Source organism: Promicromonospora alba, from assembly GCF_042654905.1.
Taxonomy (GTDB): Bacteria; Actinomycetota; Actinomycetes; order Actinomycetales; family Cellulomonadaceae; genus Promicromonospora; species Promicromonospora alba.
This window is the reverse complement of record NZ_JBHSFI010000003.1, coordinates 1,131,586-1,147,088: the sequence shown is the minus strand read 5'-3', so window position 1 is coordinate 1,147,088 and position 15,503 is coordinate 1,131,586. Positions and strand designations below refer to the sequence as shown.

The 15,503-nt window shown below is 74.5% G+C and carries 13 protein-coding genes; 7 read left to right on the top strand and 6 right to left on the bottom strand.

The window, feature by feature from the left end; all coding sequences use genetic code 11:
• Positions 1-150: 150 nt before the first annotated feature.
• Entirely contained in the window at positions 151-579 is a 429-nt protein-coding gene (locus ACFO6V_RS10400) for a hypothetical protein (protein WP_377134934.1), read from the top strand.
• Between the two features lie 25 nt (positions 580-604).
• Here the strand turns inward: ACFO6V_RS10400 and ACFO6V_RS10395 are convergent, their stop codons facing one another.
• Positions 605-2,068 (bottom strand): hypothetical protein, encoded by a 1,464-nt coding sequence (locus tag ACFO6V_RS10395; protein WP_377134932.1) that lies wholly within the window; start codon positions 2,066-2,068, stop codon positions 605-607.
• A 38-nt stretch (positions 2,069-2,106) separates the two neighbouring features.
• Between ACFO6V_RS10395 and ACFO6V_RS10390 the strand changes: the two genes are divergently transcribed.
• A complete protein-coding gene (locus ACFO6V_RS10390) occupies positions 2,107-3,423 on the top strand; it encodes a glycosyltransferase (RefSeq protein ID WP_377134930.1) in 1,317 nt (438 codons plus the stop codon).
• A 20-nt stretch (positions 3,424-3,443) separates the two neighbouring features.
• Here ACFO6V_RS10390 and ACFO6V_RS10385 read toward each other — a convergent pair whose 3' ends face one another.
• Positions 3,444-4,958, bottom strand: a complete 1,515-nt coding sequence (locus tag ACFO6V_RS10385) for a hypothetical protein (RefSeq protein ID WP_377134928.1) — start codon at positions 4,956-4,958, stop codon at positions 3,444-3,446.
• A 181-nt stretch (positions 4,959-5,139) separates the two neighbouring features.
• Here ACFO6V_RS10385 and ACFO6V_RS10380 point away from each other — a divergent pair, with 181 nt between their 5' ends.
• The 5 genes from ACFO6V_RS10380 (at position 5,140) to ACFO6V_RS10360 (ending at position 11,852) form a co-directional block, all read left to right on the top strand.
• The gene (locus ACFO6V_RS10380; protein ID WP_377134926.1) at positions 5,140-6,618 is read left to right on the top strand and encodes a condensation domain-containing protein; all 1,479 of its coding nucleotides are present in this window, start codon (positions 5,140-5,142) and stop codon (positions 6,616-6,618) included.
• 11 nt (positions 6,619-6,629) lie between these two features.
• Complete coding sequence (locus ACFO6V_RS10375) at positions 6,630-8,159, top strand: hypothetical protein (RefSeq protein ID WP_377134924.1); 1,530 nt, start codon at positions 6,630-6,632, stop codon at positions 8,157-8,159.
• Positions 8,140-9,696, top strand: coding sequence for a hypothetical protein (locus tag ACFO6V_RS10370; RefSeq protein WP_377134922.1), 1,557 nt, complete (start codon positions 8,140-8,142; stop codon positions 9,694-9,696). The genes ACFO6V_RS10375 and ACFO6V_RS10370 overlap by 20 nt, the downstream gene beginning before the upstream one ends.
• Before the next feature lie 194 nt (positions 9,697-9,890).
• Entirely contained in the window at positions 9,891-10,475 is a 585-nt protein-coding gene (locus ACFO6V_RS10365) for an ArsR/SmtB family transcription factor (protein ID WP_377134920.1), read from the top strand.
• A 60-nt stretch (positions 10,476-10,535) separates the two neighbouring features.
• Positions 10,536-11,852, top strand: coding sequence for an MFS transporter (locus tag ACFO6V_RS10360; protein WP_377134918.1), 1,317 nt, complete (start codon positions 10,536-10,538; stop codon positions 11,850-11,852).
• Here ACFO6V_RS10360 and mqo read toward each other — a convergent pair.
• The 4 genes from mqo to ACFO6V_RS10340 all read right to left on the bottom strand — a co-directional run bounded on the left by mqo (position 11,836) and on the right by ACFO6V_RS10340 (position 15,427).
• A complete protein-coding gene (gene mqo, locus ACFO6V_RS10355; protein WP_377134916.1) occupies positions 11,836-13,335 on the bottom strand; it encodes a malate dehydrogenase (quinone) in 1,500 nt (499 codons plus the stop codon). The genes ACFO6V_RS10360 and mqo overlap by 17 nt on opposite strands.
• A 125-nt stretch (positions 13,336-13,460) precedes the next feature.
• Positions 13,461-14,141 carry a maleylpyruvate isomerase family mycothiol-dependent enzyme gene (locus tag ACFO6V_RS10350; protein ID WP_377134914.1) on the bottom strand — a complete coding sequence of 227 codons (681 nt, stop codon included), beginning with the start codon at positions 14,139-14,141 and terminating at the stop codon, positions 13,461-13,463.
• Between the two features lie 52 nt (positions 14,142-14,193).
• Positions 14,194-14,847 carry a pyridoxine/pyridoxamine 5'-phosphate oxidase gene (locus ACFO6V_RS10345; RefSeq protein WP_377134912.1) on the bottom strand — a complete coding sequence of 218 codons (654 nt, stop codon included), beginning with the start codon at positions 14,845-14,847 and terminating at the stop codon, positions 14,194-14,196.
• Between the two features lie 28 nt (positions 14,848-14,875).
• Positions 14,876-15,427 (bottom strand): TetR/AcrR family transcriptional regulator, encoded by a 552-nt coding sequence (locus tag ACFO6V_RS10340; RefSeq protein WP_377134910.1) that lies wholly within the window; start codon positions 15,425-15,427, stop codon positions 14,876-14,878.
• Between the last annotated feature and the right edge of the window lie 76 nt (positions 15,428-15,503).

The window sequence follows — 15,503 nt, the reverse complement described above, 5'->3', positions numbered from 1 at the left end:
AGGCACCAGGGTTGGCCGCGCCGCGCCTTTTGCTTTCCTGTGGTCTTCTGTGGGTGAATTGACGGTGACGCGCTGACATCGCGCGGTAATGACTTGGTATAAAGGGGCGCGCCAGGAGAGTCCGGTGCAGATCCTCAGTGTGGAGGCCGCGTGTTGAAACGCTCTCTCGTGACCGGAACGGTCGCGATCGTGGGGTTCCTGGTGCTCATCGCGACCACTGAGCTCTTCTACTTCGGGCCCCCTGCCGGCGCCCACAACGCCGGCGAGGTGTTCGCGTCGGTCGTCGGCACCACGCTCACGCTGCTCACCTGGGCAGTGGTGAGCTGGTTCGTCGCGCGGACGGCGCGCGTCCTCCTCCATGCCAGGTACGCGGTGCTCATCGGCCTGGTCGCCCCCGTGGCGGCGATCGTCGCGTTCACGCTGACCGTCGACCTCGACGCCTGGGCCACGGGGTTCGGCGTGCTCGTGTTCGCGGCGGCATCGGCCGGCGTGCTGGTGACGCTCCGGCGCGGCTGGAAGACCGAGTCCACCCCGTTACCCCGGACGAACGGCCACCCCCCGGTCCACATGGCGGCGTGACCCCGCGGTCGCGCCCGGCCCACCGTCACCAGAAGCGGGTGGGCAGGCCGTGGCGGGCGTAGACGCTCTCTATCGCCGCCCGGATCTGGGACGGTTCGCCCAGGTGGGCGTCGTCCAGGCCTAGGACCACCAGCGTTGCCACGCCGTCGTGCTCGGACCACCAGGAGTCCAGGCCGCCGCGCATCTGGCGCAGGCGACCGCGGGTCAGGCCCTGCGTGACGCCGCGCATGAGCACGCTGGAGGCCGAGGTGCCCAGCGGGGCGGCGAACGTCGCGGGCAGCCGCCCGAGGTTCGAGGCCAGGCACAGCGGCGCGGTGGCGTCTCGTGCGGCGCGCCTCGCGACGGCGTCGGGCACCATCTGCATGAGCGGCTTCAGCGGGCCCAGGGTGTCCACCCGGGTGCCGGACGTCAGCGCCCGGAACTCGGCGGCGGCGCTCGCGCGGATCTGCGCCATGTCGGTCACCACCCCGGCTCGCTCCGGCGCGGGAGTCACCGTCGTGTCGACGGCGATCGAGACGCCGGACGTCGCGTTGGAGCGCAGGTCGTCCTTGCCGCGCAGGCTGACGGGCACCGAGACGCGCACCGGCATGCCGGCGGTCGCGGCACCGGCGGCGAGCAGGATCTCCGTGCAGACGGCGATGAGCAGGCTGTTCGCCGTCCCGCCGGCCGCGTGGGCTGTGCGGTGCCAGGTCGCGGCATCGGTGTCGACGACGACCACCGGCGGGTTGGCCGGCTGGGCGTCGTCGGTGCGCGGTTCGGGGCGGGGCCGGTCCGCCGACTGCTGCGCGAGCACCGGCGGCACCGGACCCTGCCTGGCGGCCTGCCGCAGACCGCCCACCGCCGCGCGCGCCTGCCCGGTGGCGTCGCGCAGGTCGGCCACGAGACCGGTCCGGATGCGTTCGCCCTCCTTGGGCAGCCTGCGGGCGGACGGCGACCCGGTCGCGCCTGCGGCCTCGGCCGGCCGCACGTCAGGGGCCGTCTGGCCGATCGCGGCCTTGCCCGCCGCGACCGTGGCGGCCGCGACCGCTGCCTGGAACGCGCCGACGTGCATCCCGCCGTCGGCGACCACGTGCGACGTGACGTAGCTGAGCACGCTCCCGCCGCTCGTCGTCGGCGCCGCCGCGAGGGCCCAGGTCGGGCCGTGCTCGGGGTCCAGGTTCGCCTGCGCCTGCCGGTCCGCCCAGGTGAGCACGGCGTCGTCGGGCACGGGCGTGGACTCGATCGCCGGATCCAGCGACACCGTGGAGGCCGACCAGCGCGCCCGGGCGCCGGGGAGGCGGCCGGGCCGGACCACCCGCTGCAGCGGTCCGTCCGCGAGGCCGCTGTGCAGGGCGCGCACGGCGGCGGCGTCCAGCGGCACGGGCAGGCGCCAGACGGTCTGGTTCACCACCGCCACCCCGAGCACGCGACGGGTGCGGAGGAAGAGGTCGTCGTCGTAGGTGAGGCGGTTGCTGGCCGCCGGGTCGGTGGTGGTCGCTTGGCTGGTCACTGGGCCTCCGGTGGGTGGCGGGTGAGTAGAGTGCGCGCGTGCGTCACGTCCTGGCCCTGGTGGGCAGTCGAGGAGATGTCCAGCAGGCCCTCGCGGTAGGCCTGGAGCTGCGCCGTCGCGGGCACGAGGTGGTCACGGGCGTCGCGCCCAACCTTGTGCCGCTCGCCGAACGCCTGGGTCTCGACCCGGTGCCGCTCGGCATCGACTCGGCGGCCCTGCTGGGCTCCGACCTGGTGCGGCGCGACATGCGCTCGCCCCACCCCGTGCGGCGGGTGCGGGCGCTGCGCGCCGTCGCGGCGGCGGGCTGGGACGAGCTGCGCACCGGCCTGCTGGCCCTGCTGGACGACGTCGGCAGCGCCGACACGGTGGTGACCGGCCTGCTCGGCCAGGAGGTCGCGGCCGCCGTCGCCGAGTGGCGCGGGCTCGGGATGGCCGCCCTGCACTACTGCCCGGTCCGGGCCAACCGGGTCGTGTCGCCCGTGAGCGGGCTGCGCGGGCCGGGTGCCACGCGGGCCGCCTGGGCGCTGGGGGAGCGGGTGCGCTGGGACCTGACCCGGCGCGCCGAGAACGAGCAGCGCGGCGAGCTCGGCCTCGGCAGGGCCCGCGTGCACCTGCCGACCAGGCTGCGCGACGCCGGGGTCGTCGAGGTCCAGGCATACGACCCGGCGCTCGTGCCCGGTCTCGCGGACGAGTGGGGTCCGCGCCGTCCGCTGACCGGCTTCCTCGCCCTGGACGACGACGCCCGCGCCCGCCTCGGGGAGGCCGGCTCCGGCGCCGGCCTCGAGGAGGGTCTCGCTAACTGGCTGGACGACGGCGACCCGCCCGTCTACGTCGGATTCGGCTCGATGCCCGTCGCCGACCCGCCCGCGCTGCTCGCCGCCGTCGACGCCGCGTGCGGGGAGCTCGGGGTGCGGGCGCTGGTCAGCGCCGGCTGGAACGACTTCTCGGCGGCCGACGGCGGCCCCGGGCTCGGCGTGGACGAGAAGCGGGTGCGCGTGGTCGGCGCCGTCGACCACGCGGCGGTGCTGCCCCGCTGCCGAGCGGCGGTGCACCACGGGGGAGCGGGCACCACCGGTGCGGTGCTGCGGGCGGGGCTGCCCGCCGTCGTCGGCTGGTACTCGGCCGACCAGCCCATGTGGGGCGACCTGCTGCGGGGCGCCGGGGTCGGGGTCGCGCGCCGCGCGAGCACGCTTACCCAGCCCGGCGTGCTCGCCGGGGCCCTCGCCGAGGTGCTCGACGACGCCACCGCGGCCCGGGCCGTCGCCCTCGGCTCGCGGCTCGTGCCCGCCGACCGGGCGGTCGCAGCGGCCGCCGACGCCGTCTCCGGCGTAACCTCCGGCGTGCTCGCCGACTGAGGCTGGGTCGCGGCGCACCGTCACCACGGTTCCGCCGGGATCTGCCAGACGTCCGCCTCGGCCAGCACCAGGTCGCGCAGCGCGCCGGCGTCGGCCACGCGGTCGGGGTCCAGGCCGGCGACGCTGAGCACCGTCGCGTGGCCCACCGTCGTGCAGAAGGCGACCAGCCCACCACCGGCCGCCCGCAGCTCGGCCGCGGTGGCCCCCTGGTAGTGCGACAGCGTGGCCACCGCACGGACCGCGCCGCCGGGCGCCTGCGTGTAACCCTCGGGCGGCGTGCCGAGGTTGGACGCCAGTGCGGCGGCGACGGGCGGCTGCGGCAGCTTGCTCACGACGCTGTCGGGCAGCATCTGCACCAGCTCGAGCGGCACCGGCGACACCCCCGGCTCCGCCCGGCCGACGGCGGTGTACGCCTCCTTGGTCGCCGCCCGCACCCAGCCGAGGTCGCGCGTGGCGAGCACGTCGGCCGGGATCGTGACCCGGGCGATCTTGGTGGAGTTCGCGCGCGGGTCGTCCTCGCCCCGGGTGGACACCGGTAGCGCGACCGGGACCGGCTCGCCCGGGAACCGGCCCGTGGCGTGCACCAGTCGGGCGAGGAACGCGACGAACCACGTGTTGGGCGTCCCGCCGTGCTCGGCGGCGACCTGTGCGACCCGGTCGGCCGGGAGCTCGACATGCAGCACGGGGGCGCGCCAGGGGTCTCCGCCTTCGTCGGCCGGGACCCCCGACACCCCGCTGGTCGAGCCTGCCGAGACCTCCGCCGCGCCGTTGGTCGAGCTTGTCGGAACCGGGGTCTCGACAGGCTCGACCAGCGGCGCGACAGGCTCGACCAGCGGCGCGTCGGGCTCGGCCAGCGGGGCGTCAGGGGTCTGGGCTGCTTCGATCTGCAGGGTCGCGGGCGGCGTCCGTCGTCCGCGTGCGGACTGTCGCGCCCTCGCCTGCGCCCAGCGCGCGACGGCCGCGGCCTGTGCGGCGGCGTCGGCGGCATCCGCGAGCAACGCCCGGGTCCCGCGCTCGGGCGCCGGGACGACTATCGGGTCCGCACGGGTCGAGGCGCGCACCAGGGCGTCGATCAGCGCGGCGCCGTCCGCGACCGCATGTGCGCAGGTCAGGGACACGATGCCGCCGACGACGGAGCCGCCGCCGTCAGCCCCCGCACCGGCGCCCGCCACCACGTCCGCCGCCGCGAGCCGCCAGGAGCGGCCGCCGGCGGGGTCGAGGGGAAGGTCGGCCTGCGCCTGTGCCCAGGTCCCGACGGCGCTCTCGGCGACGGCCGCCGTCTGCAGGTCGAGCACGGGCAGCGTGCCGGCGGGCGCCCACCGGTGCCGCGCGCCGGGCACCCGCGCGCGCACGACCCGCCGGTGCAGGGACCCGGCGGCGAGCCCCGCGGCCAGCTCGCGCAGGCGGTCCGCGTCGTACGGGCCGTCGAGGCGCCACAGCACCTGGTTGACGGCGGGACTGGCCTCGCCGTCGTGCCTGCGCAGGAACATGTCGTCGGCAAACTGCAGCCGTAGCGCGGACGCCTGGTTCGGCACGCTCGTCCTCCGTCTCGGTCCTGTCCCACTCTGGGGGTAACCGTCGTAGTTCGGGTGAACCATACCCATGAGGCTGACTTTCACCCGCAATATCCGGTATAACTGTCGCCGCAAGGGGACCGCGGAACTCGTCCGACGTCGTGCTGGCCGTGCCCACATAACGATCTAGGGATCCGCACGCATGGAATACACCGAGCTTTCGGCCTACGACCTGCCGGCCGGGACCGTGACGTCATGGACGCCGCGCGCCGACGCCGGCCGCTGGCTGCAGGACCCCAGGGAGCTGTCCCCGGGGCACGAGGCACACCTGCGCGACTCCGAGCCCGGTTCGTGGATCGGGTCGGTGCTGCGGGTGCCCGGCCCGTACGAGCCGGAGCCGCTGCGCCGCGCGATCCACGCGTGGATGAGCCGCCACGAGGTGCTCCGGACCACCGTCACGCGCGACGCCGGCCAGGGCTGGCGCCGGGTGACCGCCCCCGCGGAGGCCGTCGCGATCCGGGACCTGGTGGTCGGCGACCTGACCACCGACCAGGTGACGGCGCTGCTGCCGAGCCTGCTCGCCGACGTCTCGCCGACCGCCTGGCCGCACTGCGTCCTGGCGAGCGTCGTCCCGGCGGCCCCGGACCCGGACTCAGATTCAGACCCAGAGCCCGAGCGCGCCGACCACTTCGTGCTCGCGTTCGGCGCCGACCACTCGGTGATGGACGCGTACTCCCAGCTCCTGTGGTTCGAGGAGATCGTCTCCCTGTACGACGCCGCCCGCCAGGGCGTGCCCGACGCGGAGCTGCGCACGCTCGAGGTCGGCTCCCACGTCGACTTCTCCGCCGAGGACCGCAAGCTCGCCATGACGCTGGCCGCGGACGGCGAGCCCGTGCGCCGCTGGCTCGACTTCCTCGGCCCCGAGGCGACCTTCCCCCGGTACGGCACGGGGGTCACCCGTCCGGCCCGCGACGACGCCGAGGCCGCCCGCCCGCAGGCGTCCCGGTCCTACTGGCTCGCCACCGCGGACCAGACCGACGACCTGAGCGCCCGCAGCCGCGCCCGCGGCGCCTCCGCCCAGTCCGGCGTGCTCGCCGCGTTCGCGCACGCCGCGCGGCGGGTGCACGGACCCGACCGGCTGCGGTTCGTCCTGCCGATGCACACCCGGTACGCGCCGCAGCACGCGGCCGCCGTCGGCTGGTACGTGGGCCTGTGCCCCGTGGACCTCGACCTCGCGGGGGTGGACCCGGTGCTGCGCACGGTCTCCGCCGGCCAGGGCGAGCAGACCTCCGTCGTCGACGGCGACGCGCTGACCGCGACCATCGAGCGCGTGTACGCGGCCGTCTCCGCGGGCAAACCCCTGGTGCGGTACTCGTTCGCGCGGATCGCCGAGCTGGGCGGCATCACCGACGGCCCGCACTTCGCCGTGTCGTACGTCGACACCCGGTTCGTCCCGGGCGCCGAACGCTGGAGCACCTGGGAGGCGAGGACCCTGCGCAGCCCCGCGTACGGCACCGACGAGCTCTACCTGTGGTTCCTGCGCACCCACGACGGGCTCAACGTCTCGACCCGGTACCCGGACACCCCCGAGGCGCACGCCGCGATGGACGCGCTGGTCGCGGAGCTCCGCGACTGCTTCCGGGCCTTCGGCACCGAGAACATGCGGGAGGCGGTCGCATGATCCTCGGCGCGATGGGAACGTGGACCACGGAGCCCGGGCAGGTGCTGCACGTGCGGCCGACGGCCCAGGCGCGTGCCGCTGCGGCGTCAGCCCCGGTGGACCCTGGACCGCCGTCGTTCCTGCAGGGCGACCACCTGCGTGCCTACGCGGCACGCCGGGCGTCCGGCGGCCGGCACCGCGCCTGGACCGGCACGGCCTCCCGCCTGGACGGCGCGTTCGACGGCGCGGCGCTGGCCCGCGCGCTGACCCGGCTGGTCCGCCGGCACGAGGGCCTGCGCACCTGGTTCGACGTCGATGCGTGCACCGCTGGCGGGACGCCCGTGCGGCACCTGGTGCCAGCGGACGCCGTCGCCTTCGAGCCTGTCGCGGTGCCCGCGTTCTCGCCACGGCCGGGCGGCTCGTGGGACGACTGGGTGACCGCGCACCTCACCGAGACGTTCGACGCCGCCTGCCGCCCCGACTCCTGGGCGCCGTTCGCCCTCGGGGCCGTGGTCGCCGACGACGGGTTCGGCCTGTTCTGGGGGTGCGACCACGCGTTCACCGACGGGGCGTCGCAGCTCATGGTGCTCAGCGAGATCGAGGAGCTGTACGCGGAGGAGCTGGACCCGTCCGGCTGGTCGAGCGATCCCCGTGGGTCGAGCCTGTCGAGACCGGATCCCGGCACCGCGGGCTCCTTCCTCGCCCACGCCGTCGCCGAGCACGCCCTCGCCGCCGCGACCCCCGCGGACGCCCCGGAGATCCGGGCCTGGGCCGACGCCGTGACCGCGCACGACGGCCGCCTGCCCGGCTTCGCGCTGGACCTCGGCCTGCCGCCCGGCGAGACCGCCCCGGTGCGGATCCGCTCAGCGACCCTGCTCGACGCCGACGGCCTCGCCCGCCTGGACGAGCTCGTGGCCGCCCACGGCGCCCGCTTCACCGGTGCGGTGTTCGCGGGCATCGCGCTCACCGACGCCCGGCTCACCGGCGCCGCCGACTGGTTCGGCGTCACGGTGGTCGGCACCCGCGGACCTGGTTTCGAGACCACGCAGGGCTGGCTGTGCAACTTCGCCCCGGTCACGTTCCCCGTGGCCGACGACGGCGTCCCGGCACCCTTCACCGCCGTCCTGCCCGCCGCGGACGCGGCGTTCCGGCAGGCCAGGAAGGTGGCGAAGGTCCCGGTGCACGCCGCGCTCGGCGTCATGCTGGCCGACGGCGTGCTCGACCCCGCCTCGCTGGGCAGCCCGCAGCTGATCAGCTACCTGGACCTGCGCCGGTTCCCGGGCGCCGGGCGACCGGCCTACGACAACGGCCTGCACTTCACGGGGGAGGGCCGGACCGCCAACGCGTCGCTGTGGGTGAACCGGGACCACGAGCGGCTGTATCTCGTCACGCAGAGTCCGGACGCGCCGGCGGCGCAGGCCGCCGTCGACCGGTACATTGCCGAGCTGACGGCCACGTTCGAGGCGGCGGTCGGCGTCGTACCGATCGCCGCGCCGGTGGAGGCCGACGACGTCGCCCGGGACGAGCGCCTGGAGGCGACCGGTGCGGGTTCTCTCGGCTGACCTCTGGGAGCCGGTACCCGGCCGGGTGCTCACATGGGACGTCACGCCGGGCATCGGCCCGGTGCCCGAACCCGCGCCGATCACCTTCAACCAGCGCAGCCATCTGCTCGGGACGGCGCACGGCGAGCCGAGCGTATGGATCACCGCCGCGTTCGACGTCGAAGGCCCCGTCGACGTCCTGGCGCTGGAGGAAGCCTTCCGGGACCTCGTCGCCCGGCATCCCGGGCTCCAGGTGGAGGCGGTCCGACGGACTCCTGAGCAGGGCGGCGGCGTCGGCCTGGTGCGGCACGATCCCGGCGCCCTCGTCTGGCGGCGCACCGACGGACCGGTCACCCGCACCGTCGCGGCGACCCGGGAGCACCTGGTCGCGGAGCTCGGCCGACGATGCGCGCCGTTCGGCTACCCGGCCTTCCTGCCCGCGGTGATCAGCCGCCCCGACCGGTCCACCGTCGTGCTCGGCATGGATCACCTGCACACCGACGCGTGGTCCACCACCGTCGTCATCGACGAGCTGGCGGCTGCTTACGCGGAACAGGCCCGGTATGCGGCGCCGGTCCTCGCTCTGGCTGAAGCGGGCGCGGCGGGCGCGGCGGGTGCAGCGGGCGCGGCAGGCGTCGGAACCGTCGCCGCGGCCCGCCCGACCGTCGTGGTTCGCCCGACGGCGGCAGCGGCGCCGGCCCGGCCGGCAGGGGCGCCTGCCCTGCCTGCGCTCCCGGCCCTGCCTGCCCTGCCGGCCCTGCCGGTGGCCGGCCCGGCGTACGTCGGCGCCGACGACCCGCGGCTCGCGACCTGGCACGGCTTCCTCCGCGAACGCGGCTGGGCCCTGCCCACCTTCCCGCTCCCGCTCGGCGTGCCCGACGGCGAGCGGGCACTGCAGCGCACGGTGGTCCGCTCCCTGGCCGACTCCGCGACGGCAGACGCCGTCGCACTGCGCGCCGCAGGGGCTGGTGCGTCGACGTCGGCCGCCGTGCTGGCCACCTTCGCCCGGGCCGTCCAGGACCTCGGCGGCCCCACCGTGCTGGAGATGCTCCTGCCGGTGCACACCCGCGCCGACGAGACTGCCCAGCGGGCCGTCGGCTGGCACACGACCACGGTGCCGCTGCGCATCGAGGTGGACGCCCCCGTGCTTGCCGGGGCCTCGGCGGGAGCAGTGGCCGGCACCTTCACCGGCATCGCCACCGACACGGCGATCGCCGCCACCGGCAAGGCGCTGCGGGCCGCGCGGGAGCTGTCCGCTGTGCCGCTCGAACAGCTGGTCGAGACGCTGCCGCACCCCCTGCGGTTCCCGCGGCGAGACATCTTCCAGGTGTCCTATCTGGACTACCGCCGGCTCCCCGGCCACGCGGCGGCCGCCGAACGGCGGGCGCACCACATCTCGGCGGCGACCCGGGCCGACGACCTTCAGGTCTGGGTCTCTCGCACCGACGACGGCCTCGCGGTCCGCGCGCGCATGCCGCGCACCGCCGTCGCGGTGCAGACGATCGACGCCCTGCTCGCCCGCTGGGCGGACCGGCTGGCAGAGCTGGTCACCTGCTGAACGTCGGACCGGACGTGCGGTCTCTGGCCGAACGTAGGAGTAGTCGGTTCTGCAGCCGAACGTAGGGATAGTCGTTCCAACAGGGCTGACGGAGCGACCACCCCTACGTTCGACTGATCGGAGCGACTGCTCCTACGTTCGGCGCGCGTCGCCGAAGGGAGACTTGGCCGTTGGCGCCGTCCTACCCTGCCTACATGGCTTCCGACGACGTCCGTACGCTCACCGAGGCCAGGGCCGTCACCGCCCTGGCCAATCCCGCGCGCTCCCGCCTGCTCGACTCGCTGACGGCGCAGGGGCCTGCGACGGCGTCGGTGCTGGCCGAGCGCACCGGGCTGGCGGTCGGGAGCATCAGCCATCACATGCGGGTGCTGGCGACCGCCCGGCTCGTCGAGGAGGCGCCGGAGCTGGCCCGCGACGGCCGGGAGCGCTGGTGGCGCCGTGCGGCGCGGTCCATCACCTGGGGTCGGTCGACGCTGCCGCAGGATGCCGAGAGCCAGCGTCAGGCGGTCGCCGCCGAGGAGTTCATGCTGGCGCGCCAGGTCGAGCGGGCCCGCGCCTGGCTGGAACGCTCCGAGCCGAACGAGGAGTGGGGCCGGGCCGAGCTCGCCACGGACTCCTGGCTGCGGCTCACCCCGGACGAGCTGACCGAGCTCGGCGACGAGATCAACGCGCTGGTGGGGCGCTGGAAGGAACGGAGCAGGGCGGGCGAGGCCCGGGACGGCGCGGACGAGCGTGAGCACGTCTTCCTGTTCGCGCGGGCGTTCCCCTCGCAGCCCTAGCCTGCCCCGAACTGAACAAGAGCACTTGTACAAGAAGTCTTGTACGTCTAGCCTGAGGGTATGACGACGAAAGCGCCTCCCCGCGGCACCACCTCCGACGCGCGGCCCCTCGGGCGCAACCGGGCCTTCGGCCTGCTCTGGCTGGGGGAGGGCGTCAGCGTCGTCGGCAACGCGACGACCTCGACACTGCTGCCGCTGCTCGCGGTGACCCAGCTCGACGCCGGGCCCACCTGGATGGGGCTCATCGCGGCCGCGACGTGGTTCCCGTGGCTGGTGATCGGCCTGCCGGCGGGTGCGTGGGTGGACCGGCTCCCGGCCCGGCGGGTGATGATCGTCGCGAACCTCGTGTCCGCCGCCGCCTTCGGGAGCCTGCCGCTGGCCTTCGCGCTCGACGTCCTCACGCTGACCCACATCGTGGTGGTAGGCCTGATTGGCGGGGTCTGCACGGTGTTCTTCCGGACCGCGTACCAGGTGTTCCTGCCCGAGGTGGTGCCCGCCGAGCAGCTCGAGTCCGCGAGCTCGCGGCTGTTCGGCACGGAGTCCGCGGCGCAGGTGGCCGGTCCCGGTCTGGGCGGCCTCCTCGCCCAGTGGCTCACGGCCGCGGCCGGGATCGCGCTCGACGCCGCGACCTTCCTCTGGTCAGCCGTGTGCCTGTGGCGCATCCGGCTGCCGCGGCCGGCGAAGACGCCCGACGGCCCGGTCGAATCCCTGCTCACGCGCATCCGCGAGGGCGTGGACCTGGTCCGCCGCGACCGCTACATCCCGTGGCTCGTGGGTATCGGCGGTCTGTCCAACTTCGGGCTCGCGGGGTACGGGGCGCTGTTGGTCCTGTTCCTCGTGCGCGACCTGCACCTGACCGAGGCGGGGGTCGGCGCCGTCCTCGCGGTGGCGGGTGGCGGCGGGGTGGTGGGCGCCGTCGTCGCCCCGTACCTGAGCCGGAGCCTCGGGAGCGGGCGGGCCTCCACGGCGCTGCTGGTGCTCTGCGGCCCTGCCGCGCTGCTCGTCGGCGCGGGCCTGCCGGGGTCGGGGGCGGCGATCAGCGCGGCCGGCGGCTTCCTGACCGGACTGTTCGTGGTTGCCGGCAACGTGATCCGGAACGCGTGGCGACTCCAGTACGTGCCGGCCGGCCTGCGCGGCAGGGTGATGACGGTGATGCAGGTGGTGAACTTCGGCACCATGCCGGCGGCCGGCGTCGTCGCGGGCTGGCTCGGCGGGGCGATCGGCGTCCGCGAGACGATCCTGGTGATGGCGGCCGTGCACTGCCTCGCCTGCTGGGGCGTGCTGCTCTCGCCGCTGGCGCGGATGCGGGAGCTACCGACGGGACGGCTGGGCGGCCAGCCGTCCCGTCCGGCAGAGGCGGTCAGGCTCCCGCGGTGACCCGCCGGTCGATGCCGCCGGTGAGCTCCGCGGCGTCGTAGTCCGCGCCGCCGTCGAGGCTCGGCATCATCGAGGTGAGCTGCGGCTTCCACTCGGCGTACCGCTCGGGGAAGCAGCGCTCGAGCAGGCCCGTCATGGCGGCGACGGCGGTCGAGGCGCCCGGGGACGCTCCGAGCAGGCCGGCGATGGTGCCGTCCTTGGCCGCGACGACCTCGGTGCCGAACTCCAGCACGCCACCCTTGCCCTTGACCCACTTCATCACCTGGACGCGCTGGCCCGCGGTGATCTGCTCCCAGTCGCCCGGCTGTGCGGTCGGCATGAAGCGCTGCAGCTCGTGGAACTTGGTCTCCGGGGCGGCGACGACCTGGCCGACCAGATAGGCGGTGAGGTCCATGTTCTTCGCGGCGACGCCGAGCATCGTGCCGATGTTGTGCAGGCGCAGCGACGTGATCAGGCCGAGGTACTTGCCCTTCTTCAGGTAGTTCGGGCTGAACCCCGCGTACGGGCCGAACATCAGGTAGCTCTTGCCGTCCACGATGCGCGTGTCCAGGTGCGGCACGGACATCGGCGGGGCGCCGACGTCGGCCTTGCCGTACACCTTGGCCTGGTGCTGGGACACGATGGCCGGGTTGTCCGTGCGCAGGAACTCGCCGGAGATCGGGAAGCCGCCGTAACCGCGCGCCTCCTTGATGCCGGAGGCCTGCAGCAGCGGCAGCGCGCCACCGCCCGCGCCGACGAAGACGAACTTCGCCCGGACGGTACGACGGCGGGTGCCCGCGTTCCAGGAACGGTCGTGCAGGTTCAGGCGCCAGCGCCCGTCCCGCAGCTTCTTCAGGCCCCGGACCTCGTGGTTCAGGTGCAGCTCGGTGTTGTGCGACGTGGCGAACTCGACGAGCTTCTTCGTCAGCGACCCGAAGTCGACGTCGGTCCCCGCGACGGAGCGCGTGGCCGCGATCGGCTCGTCGGCGTCGCGGTCCTGGGTCATCAGCGGCGTCCACTGCCCGATGACCTCGGGGTCCGAGCTGAACTCCATGTCGCTGAACAGCGGGTGCACGCTGAGCGCCTCGTAGCGGCGGCGCAGGAAGTCGACGTTCTCGGCGCCGCGCACGAACGTCATGTGGGGCGTGACGTTGATGAAGTCGGTGCCCTCCATGAGGCCGGCGGTCAGGAGGTGGTTCCAGAACTCGCGGGAGGTGTGGAACTGCTCGTTGATCTTCACCGCCTTGGAGATGTCGACGGAGCCGTCCTTGCGCTCCGGCGTGTAGTTCAGCTCGCAGAGTGCGGCGTGGCCGGTACCCGCGTTGTTCCACGGGTTCGACGACTCGAGCGCCACCTCGTCCAGGCGCTCGTAGATTCCGATACGCCAGGTCGGCTCGAGGATCGTGAGCAGCGCGCCGAGGGTGGCGCTCATGATCCCCCCGCCGATCAGCGCGACGTCGACCTCTTCGGAGGGACGCGGGGCTGTCTGGAGGTAAGAAGTCACCCGCAGAACGATAGCGGGCTTGTGAAAAGTTGAACGAGCGCTGTGGCGTGAATCACGTGATGCGATCCGTGACGTCCCTCACGCTCACAGCGCCCGCCACCCTTCACGCCCCGCTCACGCCCTGCTCACCTGGCAGGGACGGCTGACGGCCACGGCCCCAGCTCGGGCAGCTCGCCCGGCAGCGGGGATGACGGCACGCGCCCGGCGAGCCACGCCGTGACGTCCCGCCGGTCGCCCGCGATGTCGTCGACGGCAACGCCGTCGGGCAGCCGGACCGCCAGGAACTCCCGCAGGTGGGCGCACAGGGCGTCGTCCCACGTCTCGTACCCGACCTCCTGGGACGTGCCGGCCAGGGCGTCCACCGAGTGGATCCGCACCTCACGCCACCAGGCGAGCAGACAGCCCGAGAGGGGTCCGCCGCGGTACCCGCTGGGGGCGGCCCAGAGGGGTGACCCGGGCTCGGGCCAGGCGCTCGCCAGGTCGTCGCGCAGGGCGCCGAGGACCGCCAGGTGCTCGGTCACCGTGCGTCCCGAGCCGGCCTCGATCCCGGCGTTGCGGGCCTCCTGGCTCGCGTAGACGGGAACCACCTCGCCGCGTCCGGCGGCCTGCGCCTGGCCGCGCAGCGCCGCGCCCAGCGCCGCGATGTGGGAGAGCACGTGCCCGCGCGTCCAGCCCTCCAGGGTCGACGGTGCGGCAAGGTCCGCTTCGGTCAGGTGCCCGACGGCGGAGATCAGCGCGCCGAGGCCGGCGTCAGAGTCGGCAAGGGCGTGCGAGACGGTGCTGGTGCTGGTCACAGTGCTGCTCACGTGGGGCTCCTTCGTCGGGGCGGCGTCGTGCGGGGCGTGCGGAGGGAGGAGGTCAGGGCCAGAGCAGGCCACGAGCCCAGCCGTCGGCCTCGGCCCGGTACAGCAGGCGGGTGTGCGGGCCGTCGTCGGGCGCCTGCCAGAACTCGACCTCCGTCGGGGCGAGGACGTACGCGGTCCAGTCCGGGGCGGCCAGCTCGGTGTCGGCGGTGACCGCGGCGAGGGCCTCCTCGAAGGCGCGCACGTACTCCTCCTGGGACGCCAGCGGCTCGCTCTGGCGGTTGACGATCCCGGCGGCCCGCGAGGCATCGGGTCGCGCGAGAAAGTCCGCACGGCTCGCCTCCTCGCCCGCCGACGCCGCACTGCCCGTCACCTTGACCTGGCGACCCAGCTCGGGCCAGAAGAACGTCAGCGCCGCATGCGGGTTGGCCGCCAGGTCGCGGCCCTTGGGACCCGACGACTGCGAGGCGAACCACCAGCCGTCCGCCGTCACGTCCTTGAGCGCCACGGTCCTGGCGTGCACCCGCCCCGACGGCTCGGCCGTCGAGAGCGTCATGGCGTGCGCAGCGAGCAGATTCGCCTCTATCGCCTCGTCCATCCAGGCCACGAACAGCTCGTGCGGCGTGGACGGCGCGGCGTCCGGGTCGAAGGCCGGGAGGCCCGGCCGGGCGAAGGTGGGCAGGGCGCGCAGGCGCTCGCGGAAGGTCACATGGTCTCCTTGTTGGTCAGCTTGTTGGTCAGCTGGTGGACAGCAGGCCGACGAAGCCGCGCACCGCTGCGGTCAGCGCTTCGGGGTCCTGCGTGGCGCGGGCCAGGACGTAGCCGCCCTGGATGATCGCGAGGGCGGCGTGCGCTCGGTCGCGGGCGACGTCGTCGGGCAGCCCGGTCTCGCGGAAGATCGTGGTGAGGGCGCCGAGCAGGCGCACGAAGTAGGCGGCGAGCACGTCGCGCAGGCCGTCGTCGTCCAGCACTGCCTGCTCGGCGGTGAGGCGGCCGACCCTGCAGCCCGCCAGGGCGTCGCGCGGCCGCTCGAGGTAGTCGACGAGCCGCTGGATCGCGGGGGAGTCGCTGCCCAGCGTCGTCATGGCCCGGGCGAGGAGCTGGTCGACGGTCGCGCCGACGGCCGCGACAGCGAGGTCGTGCTTGGTGGGGAAGTGGTGGTAGAGGCTGCCCTGCCCGACGCCGGAGGCGGCCAGCACCGCGCGCGGGCTCGTCGGCCCGACGCCCTGGACGGCGAAGAGATCCTGCGCGGCGTCGATGAGGCGGTCACGTGCGGTCGGCGTGCTCATGACCGCACCATACCTACCTCCAGGTATGGTGTGCAACCAATGACAGATCGAACGCCCAGGTCACGTGGGTGAACCA

What these genes read in the sequence shown, in the direction of transcription:
- ACFO6V_RS10380 (WP_377134926.1), top strand. Translation starts at nt 5,140, where the DNA reads ATGGAATACACCGAGCTTTCGGCCTACGACCTGCCGGCCGGGACCGTG.
- ACFO6V_RS10375 (WP_377134924.1), top strand. Translation starts at nt 6,630, where the DNA reads ATGGGAACGTGGACCACGGAGCCCGGGCAGGTGCTGCACGTGCGGCCG.
- ACFO6V_RS10365 (WP_377134920.1), top strand. Translation starts at nt 9,891, where the DNA reads ATGGCTTCCGACGACGTCCGTACGCTCACCGAGGCCAGGGCCGTCACC.
- ACFO6V_RS10360 (WP_377134918.1), top strand. Translation starts at nt 10,536, where the DNA reads ATGACGACGAAAGCGCCTCCCCGCGGCACCACCTCCGACGCGCGGCCC.
- ACFO6V_RS10340 (WP_377134910.1), bottom strand. Translation starts at nt 15,427, where the DNA reads ATGAGCACGCCGACCGCACGTGACCGCCTCATCGACGCCGCGCAGGAT.